The following is a 19,287-nucleotide window of genomic DNA, read 5'->3' on the forward strand; positions in this document are numbered from 1 at the left end:
TCATGGCATTGACCAAGGCTGATATGGCTGAGCGGTTGTTCGAAGAGCTCGGTCTCAATAAACGTGAGGCCAAAGAGCTGGTCGAGATGTTTTTCGAGGAAGTCCGCAATGCTCTGCAGGCGGGAGAGCAGGTCAAATTGTCGGGCTTTGGGAATTTCATGCTCAGGGACAAAAACCAGCGTCCGGGGCGGAATCCCAAGACGGGTGAAGAAATACCGATTACAGCGCGACGGGTCGTGACCTTCCGTCCTGGACAAAAACTAAAAGCGCGGGTCGAGGCCTATGCTGGAAGCCGGGAACAATAACGAACTGCCAGCCATCCCTGGCAAACGATATTTCACCATTGGAGAGGTTAGCGAGCTTTGCGGTGTCAAACCGCACGTACTGCGTTATTGGGAGCAGGAATTCCCCTCGTTAAAGCCTGTCAAACGGCGTGGTAACCGTCGTTACTACCAGCGCCACGACGTTATCCTGATTCGGCAGATTCGCAGCCTGCTGTACGAGCAGGGCTACACCATCGGTGGTGCACGGCAGAAACTGGCCGGCGATGAGGTGCGCGAAGACGCTTCTCAAAGCCAGCAGATCATCCGTCAGCTGCGCCAGGAGATGGAAGAGCTGCTGCATCTGCTCAAGCGCTGACCGCGCGCTTTTCATACCCGCCCTGATCGGGTATTCTTCGCAGCCTTCGGGGCGTAGCGCAGCCTGGTAGCGCACCTGAATGGGGTTCAGGTGGTCGGAGGTTCAAATCCTCTCGCCCCGACCAAATTTCCCCTCCGGAATTAACGGGATCCGGGCGCATCGCCCGCTGATCGATTCCCTTGAATCAAGATGGCAGTGTGTTCACTGCCATCTTGATTCGTTCCTGATCCTCTCCTTTTTCTTTTTCCTATGTTCTGCGGGCCTGTTTCGCAGTTTCGTGCCGAATGGCGTGCGAAACGGCAGGCTTTTGCTCAGTTCATCGTCAAATGCGTCGTTTCCGCGGGTGCGGCGGCGCGTATCCTTACCGCGGCCGCGGTGAACTTGAAACCCGGGATCTTGCCGTAGGGGTCCAGCGTGTCGCCGGTCAGCAGGTTGGCGGCGGCCTCGCGGTAGGCAAATGGCAGGAACAGCTGGCCGGGCATGAGTGCATCGTCGGCACGCGCATAGGCGGTGACGGTGCCGTGATGCGATTCCACGGTGATGGCGTCGCCCGCATTCAGCCCGAAACGCGCCAGGCTTTCCGGGTGCAGGCTCACCGTGGGCAGGGGTTCGATGGCGTCCAGTACCGTGGCGCGACGCGTCATGGCGCCGGTGTGCCAGTGCTCGAGCTGACGCCCGGTGATGAGCACCAGCGGATAATCGTTGTCGGGCAGTTCGGGACCGTGGGCGTAGGTCGCCGGCGAGAGTTGCGCGCGACCGTCAGCGGTCGGAAAGTCGCTCTGGAACACCACCCCGTCACCGGGGTCGCCCTCGTGACGGCAGGGGTAGGTGACCGAATCGCTCTCTTCCAGGCGTTCCCAGGTGATGCCTGCGATGGAGGGCATCACCGTACGCAGCTCGGCAAACACCTCGCGCGGGCCCTCGTACTGCCAGTCCAATCCCAGTCGGCGTGCCAACTCCTGCACGATCCACAGGTCCTGGCGCGCTTCGCCGGGCGGTTCGAGCGCGGGACGCAGGAACTGCACGCGGCGGTCGGTGTTGGTCACCGTACCGCTTTTTTCGAACAGGGCCGAGGCGGGCAGAACGACGTCGGCGTAGAGCGCGGTTTCGGTGGGGAAAATCTCCTGTACCACCAGATGTTCGAGGCGCTGCAGGCCGGTACGCGCGTGATGAAGGTTCGGGTCGGACATGGCCGGGTTTTCGCCCATGATGTACATGCCGCGGATTTTCCGTTCGTTGGCGGCGTGCATGATTTCCACCACGGTCAGGCCCGGCTCCGGATCCAGGGTCACGTTCCAGGCGGCCTCGAAGCGGGCGCGGTTTTCCGCGTTGCCGACCGGGGTGTAGTCGGGTAGTACCATCGGAATGAGCCCGACGTCCGAGGCGCCCTGCACGTTGTTCTGGCCGCGCAGCGGATGCAGGCCGTTGGCGCGGCGGCCGATGTGGCCGGTGATCAGGGCAAGCGAGATCAGCGCGCGCGCATTGTCGGTGCCGTGCACGCTTTGCGCGATGCCCATGCCCCAGAAGATCATCGCGTCAGGCGCACTCCCGTAAAGCCGTGCGACCTCGCGCAGGCGCTCGGCGGGAATGCCACAAATGGGCGCCACACGCTCCGGCGTGTAGTGGGCGACGTGGTCCTTGAGGGCATCGAAGCCGGTCGTGCGGCGCGCGACGAACGCTTCGTCCACCATGCCTTCCTCGATAATCACGTTGAGCAGGGCATTGAGCAGGGCGACGTCGGTGTCGGGGTTGAATTGCAGGACGTGGTCGGCGTTCAGCGCAAGCAGGGTGCGGCGCGGATCGGCGACGATGAGCGTGGCGCCGGCACGGGCTGCGTTTTTGATGTAGGTGGCGGCCACCGGATGGTTTTCGGCGGCATTGGCGCCGATGACCAGGATGACGTCGGTGTCGGCGACCTCGGCGACCTGGTTGGAGACGCCGCCCGAGCCGACCATCTCCTGCAGCGCGGCGACCGATGAGGCGTGGCACAGGCGTGTGCAGTGGTCGACGTTGTTGGTACCGAATCCGGTGCGCACCAGCTTTTGGAACAAATAGGCCTCTTCATTGGTGCCCTTGGCGGAACCGAAACCGGCCAGGGCGGAAGGCCCGTGCTGTTCGTGTATGCGGCGCAGACCCGCGGCGGCGTATTCCAGGGCCTCTTCCCAGCTCACCTCGCGGAAGGTGGCGGCCAGGCGTTCCGGGGTGGCTTCCAGGACGTCGTCCGGTCCGGGGCGCGGCACGCCCTCGCGGCGAATCAAGGGCTTGGTCAGGCGGGCCGGATTGTGGACGTAGTCGAAGCCGTAACGTCCCTTGACGCACAGGCGGTTGTGATTCGATGGGCCGTCGCGCCCATCCATCCACAGGATGCGGTTGTCCTTGACGTGGGCGGTGACCAGGCAGCCCACCCCGCAGTAAGGGCAGACGGTTTCCACGTCGCGTTCGGGCTGTTCCAGCCCGACGTCATTGGCGGGCATGAGCGCGCCGGTCGGGCACGCCTGGACGCATTCACCGCAGCCCACGCAGGATGACTCGCCCATGGGGTCGGCAAGATCGAAGACAATGGCGGACTCGGCGCCGCGATGCGCATAGCCGATGACGTCGTTGTTCTGCTCTTCGCGGCAGGCGCGCAGGCAGCGCGTGCACTGGATGCAGGCGTCCAGGCGCACGGCGATGCCGGGGTGGGACAGGTCGGCGGTGGGTTCCGTGCGGCGCGCGAACCGCGGCGCGCCGAGGGAAAGTTCGCGCTGCCAGTAGGCAAGCTCGCTGGACGGGTTGTAGGTCTCGTCGGGCATGTCGGCGCCGAGCAGTTCCAGCACCAGGCTTTGCGCCTGGCGGGCGCGCGGCGAAGCCGATTTCACCGTCATGCCTTCGGTCGGTTTGCGATAGCAGGCCGGTTGCAGCGTGCGTTCGCCTTCGATCTCCACCATGCAGGCCCGGCAGTTGCCGTCGATGCGCAAGCCGTCCGTGTAGCACAGGTGGGGAATGTCGGTGCCGTGCCGGCGGGCGGCCTGGAGAATGGTTTCATCGGGACGGGCGCGTAATTCGCGGCCGTCGAGGGTGAAGGCGATTTCGGTAAGCGTGTCCGGATTGGCAGCCATCAGTCCACCTCCTCGGGAAAGTATTTGAAAATGCAGCGCAGCGGATTGGGTGCGGCCTGCCCGAGGCCGCAGATCGATGCATCGGCCATGACCTGGGCGAGATCGTCGAGACGCCCGCGGTCCCAGCGCGGTTCGGTCATCAGGTCGGCCGCCTTGGCCGTGCCGACGCGGCAGGGCGTGCATTTGCCGCATGATTCGTGGGCGAAAAAGCGCATGGCATTGAACGCGGCGTCGCGGGCACGATCGTGGTCCGATAACACGATGATCGCCGCCGAACCGATAAAGCAGCCGTGTTCCTCCATGGTGCCGAAATCCAGCGGGATGTCGCCAAGGCTGGCGGGCAGGATGCCGCCCGAGGCACCGCCGGGGAAGTAGGCGTAGAAGGTGTGGCCGGGCAGCATGCCGCCGCAGTATTCGTCGATGAGTTCGCGCACGGTGATGCCGGCCGGCGCGAGCTTGACCCCCGGCTCGGTGATGCGGCCGCTTACCGAGTAACTGCGCAGTCCGTGGCGGCCGTGCCGGCCCTGCGACGCGAACCATTCCGCCCCTTTTTCGACAATGTCGCGCACCCAGTGCAGGGTTTCCATGTTGTGCTCGAGCGTGGGTCGGCCGAATACGCCGTTTTGCGCCACAAACGGGGGGCGTAGCCGGGGCATGCCGCGCTTTCCTTCGATGGATTCGATCATGGCCGATTCCTCGCCACAGATGTAGGCGCCGGCACCGCGACGCAGATACAGGTTCGGCAGGCGGCAGGGTGGGTCGGCCTGCAGTGCGGCGAGTTCGTGCTCGAGCATCCGGCGTGCACCGGCGTATTCGTCGCGCAGATAGATGTATATGTCGTCGGCACCGATCACCTGGGCGGCGATCAGGGCGCCTTCGAGAAAGCGGTGGGGATCGCGGCTTAAATAGTGGAGATCCTTGAAGGTGCCGGGCTCTCCCTCGTCGATGTTGATCGCGATGATGCGCGGCGCGGGCTGGTCGAGCAGGATGTGCCACTTGCGTGCTGTGGGAAAACCCGCACCACCCAGGCCGCGCAGGCCGGCGCCTTCGATCGCCTGAAGCACGCTTTCCGCGGAAAGTTCGCCACGCTCCAGCGCCCTGCATAGTGCGTAACCGCCGTTGTTGCGATAGGTCCGGTAGTCGCATGCATCGGGCATGGGCGCATCGGTTTCGCTGCGGGCCACCGTGGCGGTGACCTCGTCGATGCCGGCGTTCGTCACCGGATTCTGGCCGACTACGGCGACCGGTGCCTGGTCGCAACGGCCGACACAGGAAACGCGCTGCACACGTACCTCGCTGCCGAGTCGCTGCTGCAGGGTGTTCGCCAGTTCTTCCGCCCCGAACAGGGCGCAGGTGACCGAATCGCAGACGCGTACGGTAACGGCGGGCGGTGCCTCCTCGCCGTGCGCGACGACATCGAAATGGTGATAGAAGCTCGCCACCTCGTAGACTTCAACCGGCGCCATGTGCAGTTCACGGGCAAGCGCCACGAGATGATCGCCGGGCAGATGCCCGAAATGATCCTGAATACAATGCAGGTGTTCGATGAGCCATGCCCGCTCTTGGGGGAGGCCGGCGGTAAGGGTGCGGGCCTCTTCAGCTACCTGCGGATCGACCTGGCGTCCTTTGGGGTGGGGGCGCAGTCGTCGGCGCATGGGGTGGACATTTGCCATGGTCACCTCCTGTTGGCGGCGAAACGATGACTTTATAGGTGAATTCTAGGTGCGAATTCGATGTGCCTGTGATAAACGCGCATTGCAACAACACCTGTGCGCAACATTGTTTCTCGTGGTGAACCGTCGCGTTAATGCTGGCATGCGCCAGGAATGCCTGTTGGTTACTGTTGGGTTAAGTCTGATCCGTTATTTTGACGCCCCGCCTGGTGCCAAGTTTCCCGCTTGGCTGTGCAAAACAGCCGAAGTGGCGGTTTGCTAGTAATTGCCACCCCTTTGTATCCCTATTTTCATTTATTCACTCCCGGTCGCGGGATTTTCCTGGGATGTCTTGGCATCTGCACCGGGCACGTCCGGTCGGGCAGCGTCGAGCATGCAATCCATCCTGAGCCCTTAAAAAGCAAGAACGGTGCCACTCAAAAGGATTTGACAGCCTCGCGGACAGAGTGATTCCGGCCATTTCGGATTTCTGCCCGTGTGTCAGAGACGGGACGCCGGTGTGGCGTTTGCGGCGCACGTTTGTTCCTGCCATGTGGCGGCTCAGATTTGTAGGTTAGTCCTCCGGTCGCCGGTTTCGGGAAGATTGCCGTTGAGGGTAAGGAAAAGCGCATCCCGTATTGTTGATGCCCGTATACGTGAGTCAGGCGTTCAGTCTGGCCGTCCCACCCGTGTTACAGAGTGTTTCACCACTGCCGCACCCGATACCTGAAGTCGGGAGCTTCGGTCCGGCAATGCTTTTCGCTGCGGCTGCCAACGCCTGCGTTACAGCAAAGGTTTTCTCAATAGATGTCCACACGGCGGCATGGGTGTGCCGTTCCCGCATATTCCTCACTGGCATAGTTAGTGCTTTTACTTTGTGAGCCCGGTGCATATCGCGTTGTTTGTCGATCAGGGATGAAACACCCGGTGTAGAGCGATGACGGTTTCTGTCCATCGTTAAGCAAACGAAGCGTGGTTGGATCGACGTATATGGATTGCAGTTTCAAGCGGGTCGATCCGTGAGCTTAAAGGTACGGTTCGGTGTAGTGAGATGGGTCCGTGTTCAGACATTAGGGGATGCGTCTGACCAGGGACCAATACCTTGTTGGTCTGGTATCTGCACAAACGCCGAACTGCGAAGAGAGGGCAATATGTGGAGGAGTAGATCATGTATGCGAAATTGAAAGTCGTATTGGCGACGACGAGCCTTTGTTTGTTCGGTTCGCTGATGGCTGCATCTGCAGTGGCCAACGAAGGGCTCGAACGTGCGTCGCAAAACCCGGATCAATGGGTGATGCCGAGTGGAAACTACTCTGCTTGGCGATTCAGCAAACTGGACCAGATCAATACCGGAAACGTAAAGAAGATGCACGTCGCGTGGACGATGTCCACGGGTGCATTGCGTGGCCATGAAGGCCAGCCGCTGGTGGTGGGCGACATGATGTATTTCGAGTCGGCCTATCCCAACTACGTCTACGCCGTCAACCTGAACGACATCGGCAAGATCGCATGGAAGTTCGAACCGAGGAAGGATCCGAACGCACCGCCGGTAGCCTGCTGTGACGTCGTCAACCGTGGTGTGGCCTATGCGGACAACACCATCATCACCGATGCGTTGGATGGCATGATCTACGCGTTGAACGCCACCAACGGCAAGGTGATTTGGAAGGTAAGGAATGCCGATCCGAAGCTCGGTCAGACGGTGACTGGTGCGCCACTGATTATTCGTGATCATGTTCTTGTCGGCGTGTCTGGCGGCGAGTACGGCGTCCTCGGTTATCTGACCTCCTACAACCTTAAAACGGGTAAAAAGGAGTGGAGAGCCTACAGCGCCGGCCCGGATAGCAAGATGCTGTTCAATCCCAACAAGACCATCAACGGCGCGACGCAAAAGCCGGTGGGCCGGGATTCCAGCCTGAAGACATGGAAAGGGGATGAATGGAAAGTCGGAGGCGGCACCACCTGGGGCTGGTATTCCTATGATCCGAAGCTGAACCTGGTTTACTACGGTACCGGCAACCCGGGTACCTGGAACCCGAGTCAGCGTCCCGGTGACAACAAGTGGTCCATGTCCATCATCGCCCGTAATCCGGATACCGGTGAGGCGGCCTGGGCTTATCAGATGACGCCGCACGACGGTTGGGACTACGACGGTGTGAACGAGAGCGTTCTCATCAGCGTGGATTATCACGGGCATAAAACGCCGGCGATGGTGCACTTCGACCGCAACGGTTTTGCCTATGTGCTCGACCGCGTGAACGGCAAGCTGCTGGCTGCGCACAAGTACGACCCGTCGGTGAACTGGGCCTACCGGATCAACATGAAGACCGGACGTCCCGAGCTCGATCAGAAGTACATGACCAAGGCGGGCGTCAACGTCAAGGGTATCTGCCCGTCGTCACAGGGCGACAAGGATCAGCAGCCGATCTCCTATGATCCGAACACCGGTCTGGTGTATGCCCCGTTGAACCATCTGTGCATGGACTATCAGGCCTTCAAGGTGAAATACAAGGCTGGTTTCCCGTTCGTGGGCGCCATCGTGAACATGCATCCTGGTCCCGGCAACTATCGTGGCCGCTTCATCGCCTTCGATCCGATGTCCGGCAAGACCAAATGGCAGATTCACGACACCTTCCAGGATTGGGGTGGTGCCTTGACCACTGCCGGCGGCATTGCCTTCTACGGCACGCTGAAGGGCTGGTTCCGTGCGGTCGATATGAAGACCGGCAAGGTTCTGTACGAGTTCCATTGCCCCTCGGGGATCATCGGCAATCCCATCGCCTATATGCATGACGGCAAGGAATACGTCGCTGTGCTGACGGGTGTCGGCGGCTGGGCGGCTATTGGCATGACCAATAACCTCCACAAGTCGACGGCGGGATTGGGTGCCGTGGGCCTGAATGCGAGCCTGCCGCAATACACCAATCTCGGTGGAACCCTGATGGTGTTCGCAGTGAACTAAGAGCAAACCGTGGACGGGTCCGGCGCCGGCGTGCCGGTGTCGGACCCGATTAAAAAAGCCGGCGGAGGAGTTTTTTTAACATGACAAACAAAACAATGACGTTGCCGTCTTATCTTTTTCTTATGCTGCTTGTACTGGTGCCATTGGCAATGATGGCCCAGTCGGCGGTTGCATCCGAGCAACCGTTACGTGTATGCGCTGACCCTGATTACATGCCTTATTCGAATCGTGCCGGTCAAGGCTTCGAGAACCATGTTGCGGAACTTGTCGCAAAAGCCATGGGCCGTAAGCTCGAATATCACTGGGCATCGCTTCGTGGACAAGGCGGATTTTCCAATTTTCTGGCCTTGAACCTGGATGCCGGTCATTGCGACGTCGTCATGGGTATCCCATACGGCGATCCGGAAGAGTTGTATACCAAGCCATACTACGAGTCGTCCTATGTCTTCGTGTTCAAGAAGGACAAGCATTACGACATTACGAGTATGGATTCACCGGTGCTGAGGCACCTCAAGATCGGCTATGAAGAGGACACGCCGCCTCAGACCGGATTGAAGCTGCGCGGCCTCCTGTTCAAGGCTAAACAGTTCCATGTGGCAGACAACAAAAATCTGTCACCCAAAAGTATGTTGCAGGCGGTTCGCGATGGGAAGGTAGACGTCATCATTACGTGGGAGCCGGCCATCGGCTATTACCTTCACGATTACCCCGATCTGAAAGTCGTTCGCGTACCCAATACCCGATCCACGGGTTCGCCCGAGCGTTACCTGTTTTCTATAGCCATGGGCGTGAGGGCAAAGGATCACAGCCTGAAAAATGAACTTGATTCCGTGATCAATTCCCACAAGTCCCAGATCAAGAGGGTTCTGGATTCGTTCAACGTCAAGCTGTATCCGACGGCGAGCGGTGAAAGCAGTTTCGCTGACGGGACGATGTAAGTACGAAAACAGGACAAGTTTTAAGAACGGACCAGGTGTGTCGTTCAACGTAATTCCCACCGGTGTGATTTCCGATCCTTACAGAGATCACGCCGGTGGGCCAAGCGGCCGAAATCTATCGGCAGGATCCATAAAAGTAGGTTAAGAGGTGCCTAGGATGAGAGTACGGCAAATAAAAACGGTGCAAGCCAAATTACGTCGTTACGGAGGAGTAATGATCTTCTTGGCGCTGGTGCCAGGCTATATGATCCCGGCGGCCGCCGCGGCCATGCCCGAGGGTGAACGTATCGCACACGGCAGCGACTGCTTTTCCTGTCACGCCGTGGATCATACCGTCGTCGGCCCAGCGTTTGAAGCGGTAGCCAAGCGTTTCGCCGGAAAGCCTGATGCGGTGGCTACATTGACCAAGGCCGTCAAGAACGGTCATGTCGGCACCTGGGGAAAAATCCCGATGCCGCCTCATCCCCAATTAAGCGATAAGCAGCTCACCACGGTGGTGCATTGGGTTTTGTCGCTGAAGGGTAATACCGCCGGCCAGGCTGTGTCGACGAACAGCAAAAAGACCCATACCTATACGGTGGATGGAAAGAAGGTCCACGTTTCCTTTGCGGTTTTCAAACCGGGAACCAAGAAGGTGACCAAATCCGTGTTCCGCGGTTATGAGCTGTTCAACTCCTACTGTTTCCGCTGTCACGGCCCGGATGCTTTGGGCGGGGAGTATGCGCCAGACCTGAGGCAATCTCTGGCCAACGGAATGACCGAAAAACAGTTTATAGATACCGCCATGGTCGGCCGTAAGGCGAAAGGCATGCCGAGCTGGGCGGGTTTCTTTTCACCGAAGGAAATCAATGCGATTTATGAGTATGTCAAGGCGCGCAGCGTAAAGCTGGTGGCCGAGGGCCGTCCCCCGGAATGATGCCAGGGGATGCCTTGCCGGCAGGACCGGTGTCTCGTAACCGAGACGTGCTGTATGTCAGGGGAACCGTACCATGCATTTGAGTTCGTGTTCCCCGGCCCGAATGACGGACGTCCGCTGTCATGCATCGTAACCGCGCCACGAGGAATTGATTGTCAAACAGCCCCATTTCGTCACGCATATCCGTTTCATAAATATGAGCCAGGTGATTAGCACGTAACGGCTATCCCTGGCTCGAAAACAAAGGCAGTAGTAACGCCATTGACGGTCGGGCCGCAGGTAATTTATCACGCTTATCCTGCGGCCCAATGGGGTTCCAAAGGGCTTAAGGCTCAGGATGGCCGAGATTTTCGCCCGTACACCGGGTACCGGACAAGGGGATCTTGTCTCCACCCCATAACCGGCGGCCATACACGTTTGACAGCCGCCGCCATTCAGTGTGGAGGTTATTGTAAATGACTAAGCGTAGATATGTTGCCGCCGCCTTGGCGGGCGCCATCGCTTTGGGTTTGGCAACCTCGGCGGATGCGGTCAGCCTGCAGGCAGACCAATGGCAATTGGACGTGAACGGAAACGTGAACGGTTTTCTGGATTACAACTCCTGCGATCATAGTGCGACATCCGTGGAAGGCGGTTTGGCGTGCAATACCGGCGTTGACGGCCACAATGTGACGTCGATCGAGTCCGGGCTGCTGCCGAGCGCCATCGTTTTCACGGTCAAGACCAAACAGGAAGGAATCGACATCGCGGGTACGATCGGATTCTATCCGGGTTTGAATACCTCGATTACCGGCAAGCGCGGGATCGGCAGCGGGGCCATCAACGTCAGGCAGAATTTCCTGACCTTCGGTACCCCGCAATTGGGAACCGTCAAGGTGGGGCGCGATCTGGGGCTGTTTCAGTCCGATGCGATACTCAGCGACATGACCCTGCTGGGCGTCGGTTCCGGCGCCGCATTCCTGGGCGGCAATACCACGCTCGGACGCATCGGTGTCGGGTACGTCTACGCCGACTGGATTCCGCAGATATCCTACAAGTCGCCAAAGTTTGGCGGATTCCAGTTCGCCGGCGGTATTTTCCAGCCATTCGAGCAATATCCGTTCTCCGGGAACGACAACAGCGCCAAGATGAGCAGTATCAGCCAGCCCGGATACCAGCTGCAGGGTACCTACAGCTGGAAGGGGGCGGTGAGCGGCAAGGTCTGGACGGACTTCATGTGGCAGCGTAACGAGGCAAACGGCACCGATTCGAGTACGGCAGGTGGCACGATCCCCAACGGCGAAACCGTCGCTGCGGACGCATTCGATGTCGGCGGTAAGGCCAGCGCCAGCGTCGGACCGGGTACCCTGGGCGGTGTCGCAAGCTACTACAAGGGTTACGGTATCGGCACCACGGCCATCGGTTTCGACGGGGTGGCGTATGTCAACGGTCAGCTCGAAAAGCGCGATTCGGACGGCTGGTACGTGCAGGCGACCTATAAGATCGGCAAGCCCAAGTTCGGCCTGAGTTACGGCGAAAGCTCGCTCGATCTGGCCTCCAACGAAACCGCCGCGTCCAATCCGAATCTGGTCAAGAAGAACGATTCGGTGGTGGCGGGTTTGTATTATGGGCTGACGAAGTCGCTGCATACCGTGCTGGAATATTCGCATACCACGGCCAAGAATCAGGCGGGAGACAGCGTCAAGGATAATGCCGTCGCCGCCGGTGCAATCCTGTTCTTTTAGGGTGGGTACGTGCTCCATTGGGCACAATTTGGACGGTGGCGCCTGCGGGCGCTGCCGTCTCGTTTTTTCAAATTCTCATCGGGCCGGCGCCGTCATCTATCTGCCGGTATCGAAAAACCCGGTTGCCATACCATGCTGATTCGGCGCCTGCCCCAATGTTTCATGTTCGCCGCCTTGGCGGCATTGTGGGTTCCGGCCATGGCTGCCAACGGTACCTCGGTAATGTCTATCGACGTGACCACGTCGCGACCGGGCATACCCGGAATCGGTGTCGACTCAAGCCAGCTGCCGTTCGGTGTGCAGACTCAGAATGCAGCCGCCATCCGCAAGCAGGAACCGTTGAACGCCTCGAAGTTCCTCAGCGACAACCTCAATGGCGTGACGGTCAATGACGCCCAGAACAATCCCTATCAGCCGGACATCAGTTTTCGCGGGTTTACCGCCTCACCTGTGCTTGGAACGCCCCAGGGGCTGTCGATATACGTCGACGGCGTGCGCGTGAACGAACCCTTCGGCGATGTAGTGAACTGGGATCTGATCCCCGAATCGGCCATCGAATCCGTGAGCATGGTGCCGGGTTCGAATCCGATGTTCGGTCTGAATTCCCTGGGCGGTTCCGTGGTGGTGACGACCAAATCCGGGGCCGATTTTCCGGGCGTGGCGGCGAAGGTCTTTGGCGGCTCGTTCGGGCGTTACGGCCTGCAGGTCGAGGGCGGCGGAAGCAGCGGCCGATACGATTATTTCGCGACCGTCAACGGTGTACACAGCGACGGATGGGCGGAGCACAATCCGAGCGACGTGGCGCAGGCGTTCGCAAAGGTCGGCTATCGCGGTGCGCGGACCAAATTGAACCTGAGCATCACGAGCGCCGACACCCGCCTGAGTGGTGCCCAGACATTACCCCTGGCGATGCTGGACAAACCCCGCCAGTCCTATACCTGGCCGGACTATGCCACGCATCATCTGCTGTTTCTCAATACCACCGGACGTCATCAGTTTAGCGATGCACTGGCCTTGGCCGGAAACGTGTATTTCCGGCGTCTGGATTCGGGCGAGCTGGACAGTAACGTCAATGATGCATTCGATTCCTTGCAGCCTGTAAGCGCCGCTAACAGCCCGGGCCTGAACGACCGCTCAAACACTAAGGAAAACGGTTATGGGGGTACATTGCGCCTGATCATTCACCAGGGTGGAAAATCCATCCGCAGCAGGCTGGTGCTGGGCGGGACCGCCGACCTGGCCGATACGGATTTCAATCAGAAGGAACAACCCACACAGATAACATCCGCGCGTGAAACCGTGGGTTTCGCGCCATATGTGTTGCAAACGCGGCTGACGGCCCGCAATCGTTATTACGGACTTTATGCCTACGACACACTGGGATTGGGAAAGCGTACGACGCTGACGTTGGCCGGGCGATACAACTGGGCCCATGTCCGCCTGCTGGACAAGCTCGGAACGGCGCTCAACGGCGAGCATGATTTCTCGCGTTTCAATCCGGCCGTGGGATTGAATATCACGCCACGACGCGGCCTGGATACTTATGTCAGCTACAGTGAGGGTATGCGCACACCCACGCCGGTCGAGTTGACCTGCGCCGACCCGAATGCGCCGTGTACGCTGCCGAACAATTTCCTCTCGGACCCCGGATTGCGGCCGGTGATATCAAAGACCTGGGAACTGGGCGCGCGCGGCCGCCTCAATGGTGGATGGCGTTGGCATTCGGCGCTGTACCGCACGGATCTGCATGACGACATCGAGTTCATCAGTCTTAACGGTTTGCAAGGCTATTTCCAGAACGTACCGGAGACGCGCCATCAGGGCGTGGAGCTGAGCATTAACGGCGCCATCGGCCGCCTTGGGCTGACCGCCCAGTACACCTACACCGATGCCACCTTCCAGGCGGCGTTTACCGAGGCGAGTCCGGATAACTCCAGTGCCGACGGTAGCGGGCTGATCACGGTGCAGCCCGGTGATCACGTGCCGGGTATTCCGCCGCATGTTTTCAAACTACGTCTTTCCTATCCATTCACGGGCCGGCTGCGCGTAAGCACCATCATCCAGGCCCAGTCAGGCCAATATGCCCGCGGCGACGAAAACAACCGCGATGTACATGGCAAGGTGCCCGGTTACGTGGTGGCCGGCCTGGATGCCAGCTATCGCGTGGCGCGGCGCTGGCGGGCCTTCCTGCAGGTGAGCAATCTGTTCGACACCAAGTACTATTCGCTCGGTGTGTTGGGGGCGAACGATTTTACCGGCCCCGGCGGCAGTTTCGATCCGGCCGGGGGGGAGTCGACGCAATTCCGTTCCGTGGGGGCCCCTTTCGGGGCCTGGCTCGGAGTCCGCTACTCTTCGCAGCTGCTTTAGTCGCTCCCCCCCGTGCGGGGCGGCATCTACGCGTCTTTCGTATCGTAGATCAACACGGTTGCACCGCCGGTGGCGAAATTGGCGAGATCGGCCACGGCAGTGCCGCCTTCCTTGGAGCCCAGTCCGGCCTTGATCGCATCCACCGAGTCGAACGACAGCTCGGCGATCAGATGATAGGGGGCGGGACCATCGGGTGTGCTGACCGTGCCATCGCTGATTTCATAAGCGCGCAAACCGGGGATGTTTTTCGCCAGCGGGATGTGGACGTCGTCATAGTGTGTGTCGAATGCCGCCGGGTCTTCGGGCGTGTGATACAGAACCATTAATGTCGCCATGGATCGATGCTCCTTGGTTGAGTGCGGACAGATAAACAAGATGGCCTGCACTGGACAGGTTGTCAGTGCCCGCGGGTGATGGCGGACGTTCCCGGCTCGTGCAGAGCTTCACTCTCCTGTAAGGCAAGTACTGTGCCGCTCAGAGGTGGATCGTCGGAATCGGTTTCCGGACTGTGGGCGGGATCATTTGCCGCTGCAGATCCTGGCGTGGGCGATGTCCCGGAATTGACACACTGTGCTACTCCCGGGAGGTGTGTTCGTGAAGGCAACGGCCGTAAATCGTATCCGGAATCGTATACCGGTCGCCGTCGACGCTGTCTTGTCCTTCAAAACGATCCCCTGTCGCGTATGCAGCGGGACTGTATGGATACCAAGTGCTTTGGCACGAACATTGCCCCTACACCTGCATAACAGTGAGTAGATCACCGATGCATCCGTTGTGGCCGTGGTTGCTGATGGCAGAGGATGTGTCGGCGAATGTCGCATTGCTGTCCGGAAGGTGTCAGGGACGCAGCCTGTTCCGGGCCTGTTCAATTACAGGAGGCGTGGATGACCCTGCAGACGGTGGAATACGTGGCGAGCATGTCGGGCGGCATTCTTTATGTGATAGGCGTGCTGTCGCTTATTGCGCTGACCGTGATCGTCGAGCGCAGCTGGGCACTGACCTGGGCGGCACGTACAGGTAACGCCCTGTGCGCGCAGTTGAGCGCCGTGCCCAGTCTCAATGCGCCCGCTCTGGATGCGTTGCTGGAGCGATACGGGCGTTCCCCTTACGGCGCTCTGCTGGAGATTGCGAAAACTGCGGCGGGAAAGCAGTCCGGCAACTCATTGTCGGTGACCCTGGATGAAGCGCTCATGCTGCAGATTCCCAAGGTGGACCGTGGCCTGTGGCTGCTGGATACCGCCGTTACGCTGGGTCCCCTGCTGGGCCTGCTGGGGACCATTATCGGCATTTTCTCTTCTTTCAAGGCGCTGGGAAACCTGAGCGCGGTACCCACCCAGGTAACGGGTGGTGTCGCCGAGGCGCTGATCGCCACGGCTGCCGGCCTGGTGGTCGCCATCATCGGTCTGGTTTGTTTCAACGGACTGCAAAAGCGCGTGCGTCTGGTGGTTCATCACCTGGAAACGGTGAAGCTGATGCTGGAAAACCGGCTGGCCGAAACACCGATCGCCGCACCGCAGACGGCTTCGCTGTCCCTGCGTAACGGAACCGATGGGGGGGCTTTTTAGATGCGCTACTTCGACGAACGCAAGGGGCGTGTGGAAATCATCCCCATGATCGACATTATGCTGTTCCTGCTGGTGGTGTTCATGATGGTCACTTTTAGGATGATTCCGGCCAGCGGCATCGGTTCTCAACTGCCGAGCAGCGAGACGGCGAAGATCATGCCGCGACCCTCGGTGGTCGTTTCCTTGCTGGCTGACGGGAGCGTGCGCGTTCATGGCCAGGTCATGACGCCGCCCGAGCTGGCGCAATGGCTGAAAGGCCGCGATCCGGCCAAAACGACCGTTACCATCGCGGGTGCGAAAAACGCCACCGTACAAATGATGTTGCGGGTTCTGGACGCCTGCCGCGAGGCGGGCATGACGCATATCGGGATTGCTGCGCGTCCCGTGGGTGCAGCCAACAATGCCGGGTAACCGGTACCATCCGTGTCGGCCACGTGAACTTTCCATCCCGCAGGCCTTCGCCGTTGCGCTGTTGATTGAAAGCCTGTTCACCGTCACGGCGTTGCGCCTCGTTCCGCAACGTGAACCGCACATACCAGCACCGACGCCGGTTCCGTTCACGGTGACATTGGCACGCTTGCAGCCGGCGGCACCCCATATACCCAAACCAGCCCCCGAGCCGCCCAGGCAACATCCCAAGGTTCATCACAGGGTGCATCATCCCAAACCGATAACGCACCATCATTCCAATCCGCCGCCGGCGGTAAAACACCTCAAGGCACCCAAACCCGTGCCGAAGGCGGTGCAGAAACCCGCACCGGCACCGCCTGCACCCCCGGCGCCAGCCGTCCATGCGGCCAGGCCGTCGCCTCAGACCCTGGCACGCATGACCGTCACGTTCAAGGATGCGGTCCGTTCCGCAGTGAAAAGTGCCGTGCACTATCCACGTGCTGCACAGGTCATGTCCATCGAAGGGGCGACCGAAGTGGGATTCGAATATCAGGATGGTGCTGCCCGCCATGTGCGGGTGGTCCGTTCGAGCGGTTCGCCGATTCTCGATCAGGCCGCACTGAACGCGGTGCGTCATGCCAGCCTGCCGGCTGCACCTGCGGCGTTGAACGGCCAGATCCTGAAATTCAGGATCTGGCTGCGCTTTCACTTCAACGGTTAAGGCGGTAAACGAAGCAGGACACTGGCATCAAGGATTGCTTTGCAGATGCGTTGTCGATGCAGTGTCATGCATAAGAATCGACCGGTTTGCTTATATCGCGTTTTTCAGAAGCTGGCCTGTGCGGTCACGCCAATCATGTAGTTGCGTCCCGGCGCCGGTTCGAAGTAGCGATGATTATGATCGGCGATGATGACGGCGCCGACATACTTTTTGTCCAATAAATTGTTCACGCGTACGAATTCATTGAAGCTCACCCGCTCCGCCGGGGATTGCTTGAGACCGGCCGCCCAGTCCATGACGCCGTAGCCGTCCGCCGCATCCGAGTTCTGGTCGTTCACGTACACCTTGCTGCGCAGCTGGCCGTCCAGCATGGTATAGAACCCGCTGTTGGGATCATGCCAGCCCAGTTGTGCGTACACGTTGGTGGCGGGCGCGCCCGGTAGCTGGTTTCCCTTGATGGCGCCGTCCTCGAAACGGGCGTGGAGGTAGCTGTAGGCCAGATAGGCGTCGATATGATGGCGCAGGTGGCTGTCGATACTGAGTTCCGCCCCATCGCGATTGGTGGCGCCGTCGTTCTTGTAACTGGTCCTGCCGCCCACCGACTGGGCAACCACGATCTCGTCCACGGTATGGATGTGGAACGCGGCCAGCTTCAATTCCGTATTCAGGGTGGCGAAGCTCTTGATGCCCACTTCGTAGTTGCGGCTGGTCGAGGGCTTGAGGTCGAAGTTCAGGCCGGATCCACCGCTGGGTTTGTAGGCCAGCTGCGAGAACGTGGGGGTTTCGAAACCTTGCCCGTAGTTGGCATAGAGATGCAGGCGCGGACGCAGTTTGTAGAGGATGCCTACGACCGGACTGGTGTGTGAGTAGCTGACGTAGCCGCTGTCGTTGGGATTCGTGGTGGTGATGAAGTGATCCTTGGAGTCGAAGTGGACCATGCTGTGGCGCACGCCGACGGTCGCCGACCAGCGTTTGGTGAACTGCCATTCGCCCTGCAGGTATTCATCGACGTTGTATGCGACATCATTTTCATCGCGTCGCAGCACGCCGATGCTGCCGTAATCGTTTACGTAACCCTTGCGAAGGTCGGTCATGGTGCCGTAGTTCACCCCGGCGACCCAGGTGAAGGGCGATTGCATCAATGTGCCCTGATGCGTCCAGCGCGCATCGGTGCCGGCGAAGCTGCGATGCAGGTCCACGACGCCGCCGGAAGACAGGCCGAAGCTGCCGGTAAACGGCAAGAACTGCTGCACGCGGCGGTTGCCGCCGTATCCGAGCAGGCGTATGGCATTGTGTGCATCGATTTTGTGCTTGATGACCACGCCGGTTTGCCAGTGACGCAACGTCTTGCGCGAGTTGAAGGTGTAGGCGACCGGTACGGCCTGGGTCGGGTCACTCTCGTATTCGCTGCGCGTAAGGCCGAGCGGGTCCTGGACGTTAGGCTGGTCCAGGGTGTCCACCAGCAGGGTCACGCTGGTTTTGTCGCTTGCCTGGTAGCGGAATTTTCCGTTGAACTGGTCGCGGCTGGCCTTGCTGTGATCCCGATAGCCGTCGGTGCTGAAGTGCGACAGGTCCGTCATGTAATTGAGTTTTCCCACCTGGCCGCCGAATTTAAGACCCGCGCGATAGGAGTTGAAGCTGCCCACCCAGAAGCTGGGTGTAAGGGTGGGACGGGGCGGTCCGTCCTGCGTGAAGACCTGGATCACACCGCCGGAGGCATTACCGTACAGGGCCGAGAACGGGCCACGCAGCACCTCGATGCGCTGTGCCGAGCCGAGATCGAAAATGGCCGAATAGCCCTGGCCGTCCGGCATGGTGGCGGGTATGCCGTCGACGATCATGCGTACACCACGGATGCCAAACGGCGTACGGGCTCCGAAACCCCGCGATGAAATCTGCAACCCCTGGGCATAGTTCTGCCGGTCCTGTGCGACAAGGCCGGGAACGCGCGCCAGGCTTTCCGACAGGTTCACCATCGGCTGTGCTTCCTGAATCTGGGTCTGGTTCACGCTGCTGATCGACACCGGCAGGTCGTAGCTGGATTGAGGGACACGCGTCGCCGTAACCACGATGGGGCTGAGCGGCACGGTGTTGTCTGCTGCGGTCGCGGTGCCGGCGGTGGCCGCCAGCAGCAGCGCCACGAGCAGGCGGGGGCGGTAAGGCACGGTTAGCGCACAGGGCGTCGCTAGCATACTGTCGGTCGGGCCCGTCATGGAACATCTCCTTCCTTTGTCAGTCATTTCGTTATGTTGGTGTCAGGATCGGTGTTGCGTCATCACGTTGCGGCATTAAGCGTGCTGCTTTGGCCGTATCGT

14 protein-coding genes and 1 tRNA gene are annotated in these 19,287 nt (G+C 60.0%); 11 read left to right on the forward strand and 4 right to left on the reverse strand.

Annotation, left to right across the window (positions count from 1 at the left end):
* Window positions 1–2 precede the first annotated feature (2 nt).
* The 3 genes from ihfA (at window position 3) to P8Y64_00160 (ending at window position 763) form a co-directional block, all read left to right on the forward strand.
* A complete protein-coding gene (ihfA, locus tag P8Y64_00150) occupies window positions 3–305 on the forward strand; it encodes an integration host factor subunit alpha (protein ID MEJ2058886.1) in 303 nt (100 codons plus the stop codon).
* Window positions 283–639, forward strand: a complete 357-nt coding sequence (locus tag P8Y64_00155) for a MerR family transcriptional regulator (GenBank protein ID MEJ2058887.1) — start codon at window positions 283–285, stop codon at window positions 637–639. Before ihfA ends, P8Y64_00155 begins: the two co-directional genes overlap by 23 nt.
* A 47-nt stretch (window positions 640–686) precedes the next feature.
* Window positions 687–763 (forward strand) — tRNA-Pro (locus P8Y64_00160).
* A 187-nt stretch (window positions 764–950) separates the two neighbouring features.
* Here the strand turns inward: P8Y64_00160 and fdhF are convergent.
* Both fdhF and P8Y64_00170 read right to left on the reverse strand, forming a co-directional pair.
* Entirely contained in the window at window positions 951–3,737 is a 2,787-nt protein-coding gene (gene fdhF / locus P8Y64_00165) for a formate dehydrogenase subunit alpha (GenBank protein MEJ2058888.1), read from the reverse strand.
* The gene (locus P8Y64_00170; GenBank protein MEJ2058889.1) at window positions 3,737–5,410 is read right to left on the reverse strand and encodes an NAD(P)H-dependent oxidoreductase subunit E; all 1,674 of its coding nucleotides are present in this window, start codon (window positions 5,408–5,410) and stop codon (window positions 3,737–3,739) included. Before P8Y64_00170 ends, fdhF begins: the two co-directional genes overlap by 1 nt.
* Before the next feature lie 1,147 nt (window positions 5,411–6,557).
* Here P8Y64_00170 and P8Y64_00175 point away from each other — a divergent pair.
* From P8Y64_00175 to P8Y64_00195, 5 genes are all read left to right on the forward strand, one after another.
* Entirely contained in the window at window positions 6,558–8,351 is a 1,794-nt protein-coding gene (locus tag P8Y64_00175; GenBank protein MEJ2058890.1) for a methanol/ethanol family PQQ-dependent dehydrogenase, read from the forward strand.
* A gap of 80 nt (window positions 8,352–8,431) precedes the next feature.
* Window positions 8,432–9,289 (forward strand): quinoprotein dehydrogenase-associated putative ABC transporter substrate-binding protein, encoded by an 858-nt coding sequence (locus P8Y64_00180; GenBank protein ID MEJ2058891.1) that lies wholly within the window; start codon window positions 8,432–8,434, stop codon window positions 9,287–9,289.
* A 214-nt stretch (window positions 9,290–9,503) separates the two neighbouring features.
* On the forward strand, window positions 9,504–10,205 hold the full coding sequence (locus tag P8Y64_00185; GenBank protein MEJ2058892.1) for a c-type cytochrome: 702 nt from the start codon (window positions 9,504–9,506) through the stop codon (window positions 10,203–10,205).
* Window positions 10,206–10,660: 455 nt separating this feature from the next.
* Window positions 10,661–11,929 (forward strand): porin, encoded by a 1,269-nt coding sequence (locus P8Y64_00190; GenBank protein MEJ2058893.1) that lies wholly within the window; start codon window positions 10,661–10,663, stop codon window positions 11,927–11,929.
* Between the two features lie 132 nt (window positions 11,930–12,061).
* Complete coding sequence (locus P8Y64_00195) at window positions 12,062–14,296, forward strand: TonB-dependent receptor (protein ID MEJ2058894.1); 2,235 nt, start codon at window positions 12,062–12,064, stop codon at window positions 14,294–14,296.
* A 26-nt stretch (window positions 14,297–14,322) separates the two neighbouring features.
* Here the strand turns inward: P8Y64_00195 and P8Y64_00200 are convergent, their stop codons facing one another.
* Entirely contained in the window at window positions 14,323–14,631 is a 309-nt protein-coding gene (locus P8Y64_00200) for an EthD family reductase (GenBank protein ID MEJ2058895.1), read from the reverse strand.
* Between the two features lie 549 nt (window positions 14,632–15,180).
* On the opposite strand from P8Y64_00200, the gene P8Y64_00205 reads away from it, so the two are divergent.
* The 3 genes from P8Y64_00205 to P8Y64_00215 all read left to right on the forward strand — a co-directional run bounded on the left by P8Y64_00205 (window position 15,181) and on the right by P8Y64_00215 (window position 16,972).
* Complete coding sequence (locus tag P8Y64_00205) at window positions 15,181–15,861, forward strand: MotA/TolQ/ExbB proton channel family protein (protein ID MEJ2058896.1); 681 nt, start codon at window positions 15,181–15,183, stop codon at window positions 15,859–15,861.
* Complete coding sequence (locus P8Y64_00210) at window positions 15,862–16,272, forward strand: biopolymer transporter ExbD (GenBank protein ID MEJ2058897.1); 411 nt, start codon at window positions 15,862–15,864, stop codon at window positions 16,270–16,272.
* A gap of 415 nt (window positions 16,273–16,687) precedes the next feature.
* Complete coding sequence (locus P8Y64_00215; protein MEJ2058898.1) at window positions 16,688–16,972, forward strand: TonB family protein; 285 nt, start codon at window positions 16,688–16,690, stop codon at window positions 16,970–16,972.
* A 104-nt stretch (window positions 16,973–17,076) separates the two neighbouring features.
* Here P8Y64_00215 and P8Y64_00220 read toward each other — a convergent pair whose 3' ends face one another.
* On the reverse strand, window positions 17,077–19,185 hold the full coding sequence (locus P8Y64_00220; protein MEJ2058899.1) for a TonB-dependent receptor: 2,109 nt from the start codon (window positions 19,183–19,185) through the stop codon (window positions 17,077–17,079).
* Window positions 19,186–19,287: the final 102 nt, after the last annotated feature.

This window comes from Gammaproteobacteria bacterium (assembly GCA_037388465.1).
Lineage (GTDB): Bacteria > Pseudomonadota > Gammaproteobacteria > SpSt-1174 > SpSt-1174 > JARRKE01.

Excerpts from the sequence above, each read along its gene's own strand:
- ihfA (MEJ2058886.1), top strand. The coding sequence starts at position 3 with ATGGCATTGACCAAGGCTGATATGGCTGAGCGGTTGTTCGAAGAGCTC.
- P8Y64_00155 (MEJ2058887.1), top strand. The coding sequence starts at position 283 with ATGCTGGAAGCCGGGAACAATAACGAACTGCCAGCCATCCCTGGCAAA.
- fdhF (MEJ2058888.1), bottom strand. The coding sequence starts at position 3,737 with ATGGCTGCCAATCCGGACACGCTTACCGAAATCGCCTTCACCCTCGAC.
- P8Y64_00170 (MEJ2058889.1), bottom strand. The coding sequence starts at position 5,410 with ATGGCAAATGTCCACCCCATGCGCCGACGACTGCGCCCCCACCCCAAA.
- P8Y64_00175 (MEJ2058890.1), top strand. The coding sequence starts at position 6,558 with ATGTATGCGAAATTGAAAGTCGTATTGGCGACGACGAGCCTTTGTTTG.
- P8Y64_00180 (MEJ2058891.1), top strand. The coding sequence starts at position 8,432 with ATGACAAACAAAACAATGACGTTGCCGTCTTATCTTTTTCTTATGCTG.
- P8Y64_00185 (MEJ2058892.1), top strand. The coding sequence starts at position 9,504 with ATGATCTTCTTGGCGCTGGTGCCAGGCTATATGATCCCGGCGGCCGCC.
- P8Y64_00190 (MEJ2058893.1), top strand. The coding sequence starts at position 10,661 with ATGACTAAGCGTAGATATGTTGCCGCCGCCTTGGCGGGCGCCATCGCT.
- P8Y64_00195 (MEJ2058894.1), top strand. The coding sequence starts at position 12,062 with ATGCTGATTCGGCGCCTGCCCCAATGTTTCATGTTCGCCGCCTTGGCG.
- P8Y64_00200 (MEJ2058895.1), bottom strand. The coding sequence starts at position 14,631 with ATGGCGACATTAATGGTTCTGTATCACACGCCCGAAGACCCGGCGGCA.
- P8Y64_00205 (MEJ2058896.1), top strand. The coding sequence starts at position 15,181 with ATGACCCTGCAGACGGTGGAATACGTGGCGAGCATGTCGGGCGGCATT.
- P8Y64_00210 (MEJ2058897.1), top strand. The coding sequence starts at position 15,862 with ATGCGCTACTTCGACGAACGCAAGGGGCGTGTGGAAATCATCCCCATG.
- P8Y64_00215 (MEJ2058898.1), top strand. The coding sequence starts at position 16,688 with ATGACCGTCACGTTCAAGGATGCGGTCCGTTCCGCAGTGAAAAGTGCC.
- P8Y64_00220 (MEJ2058899.1), bottom strand. The coding sequence starts at position 19,185 with ATGACGGGCCCGACCGACAGTATGCTAGCGACGCCCTGTGCGCTAACC.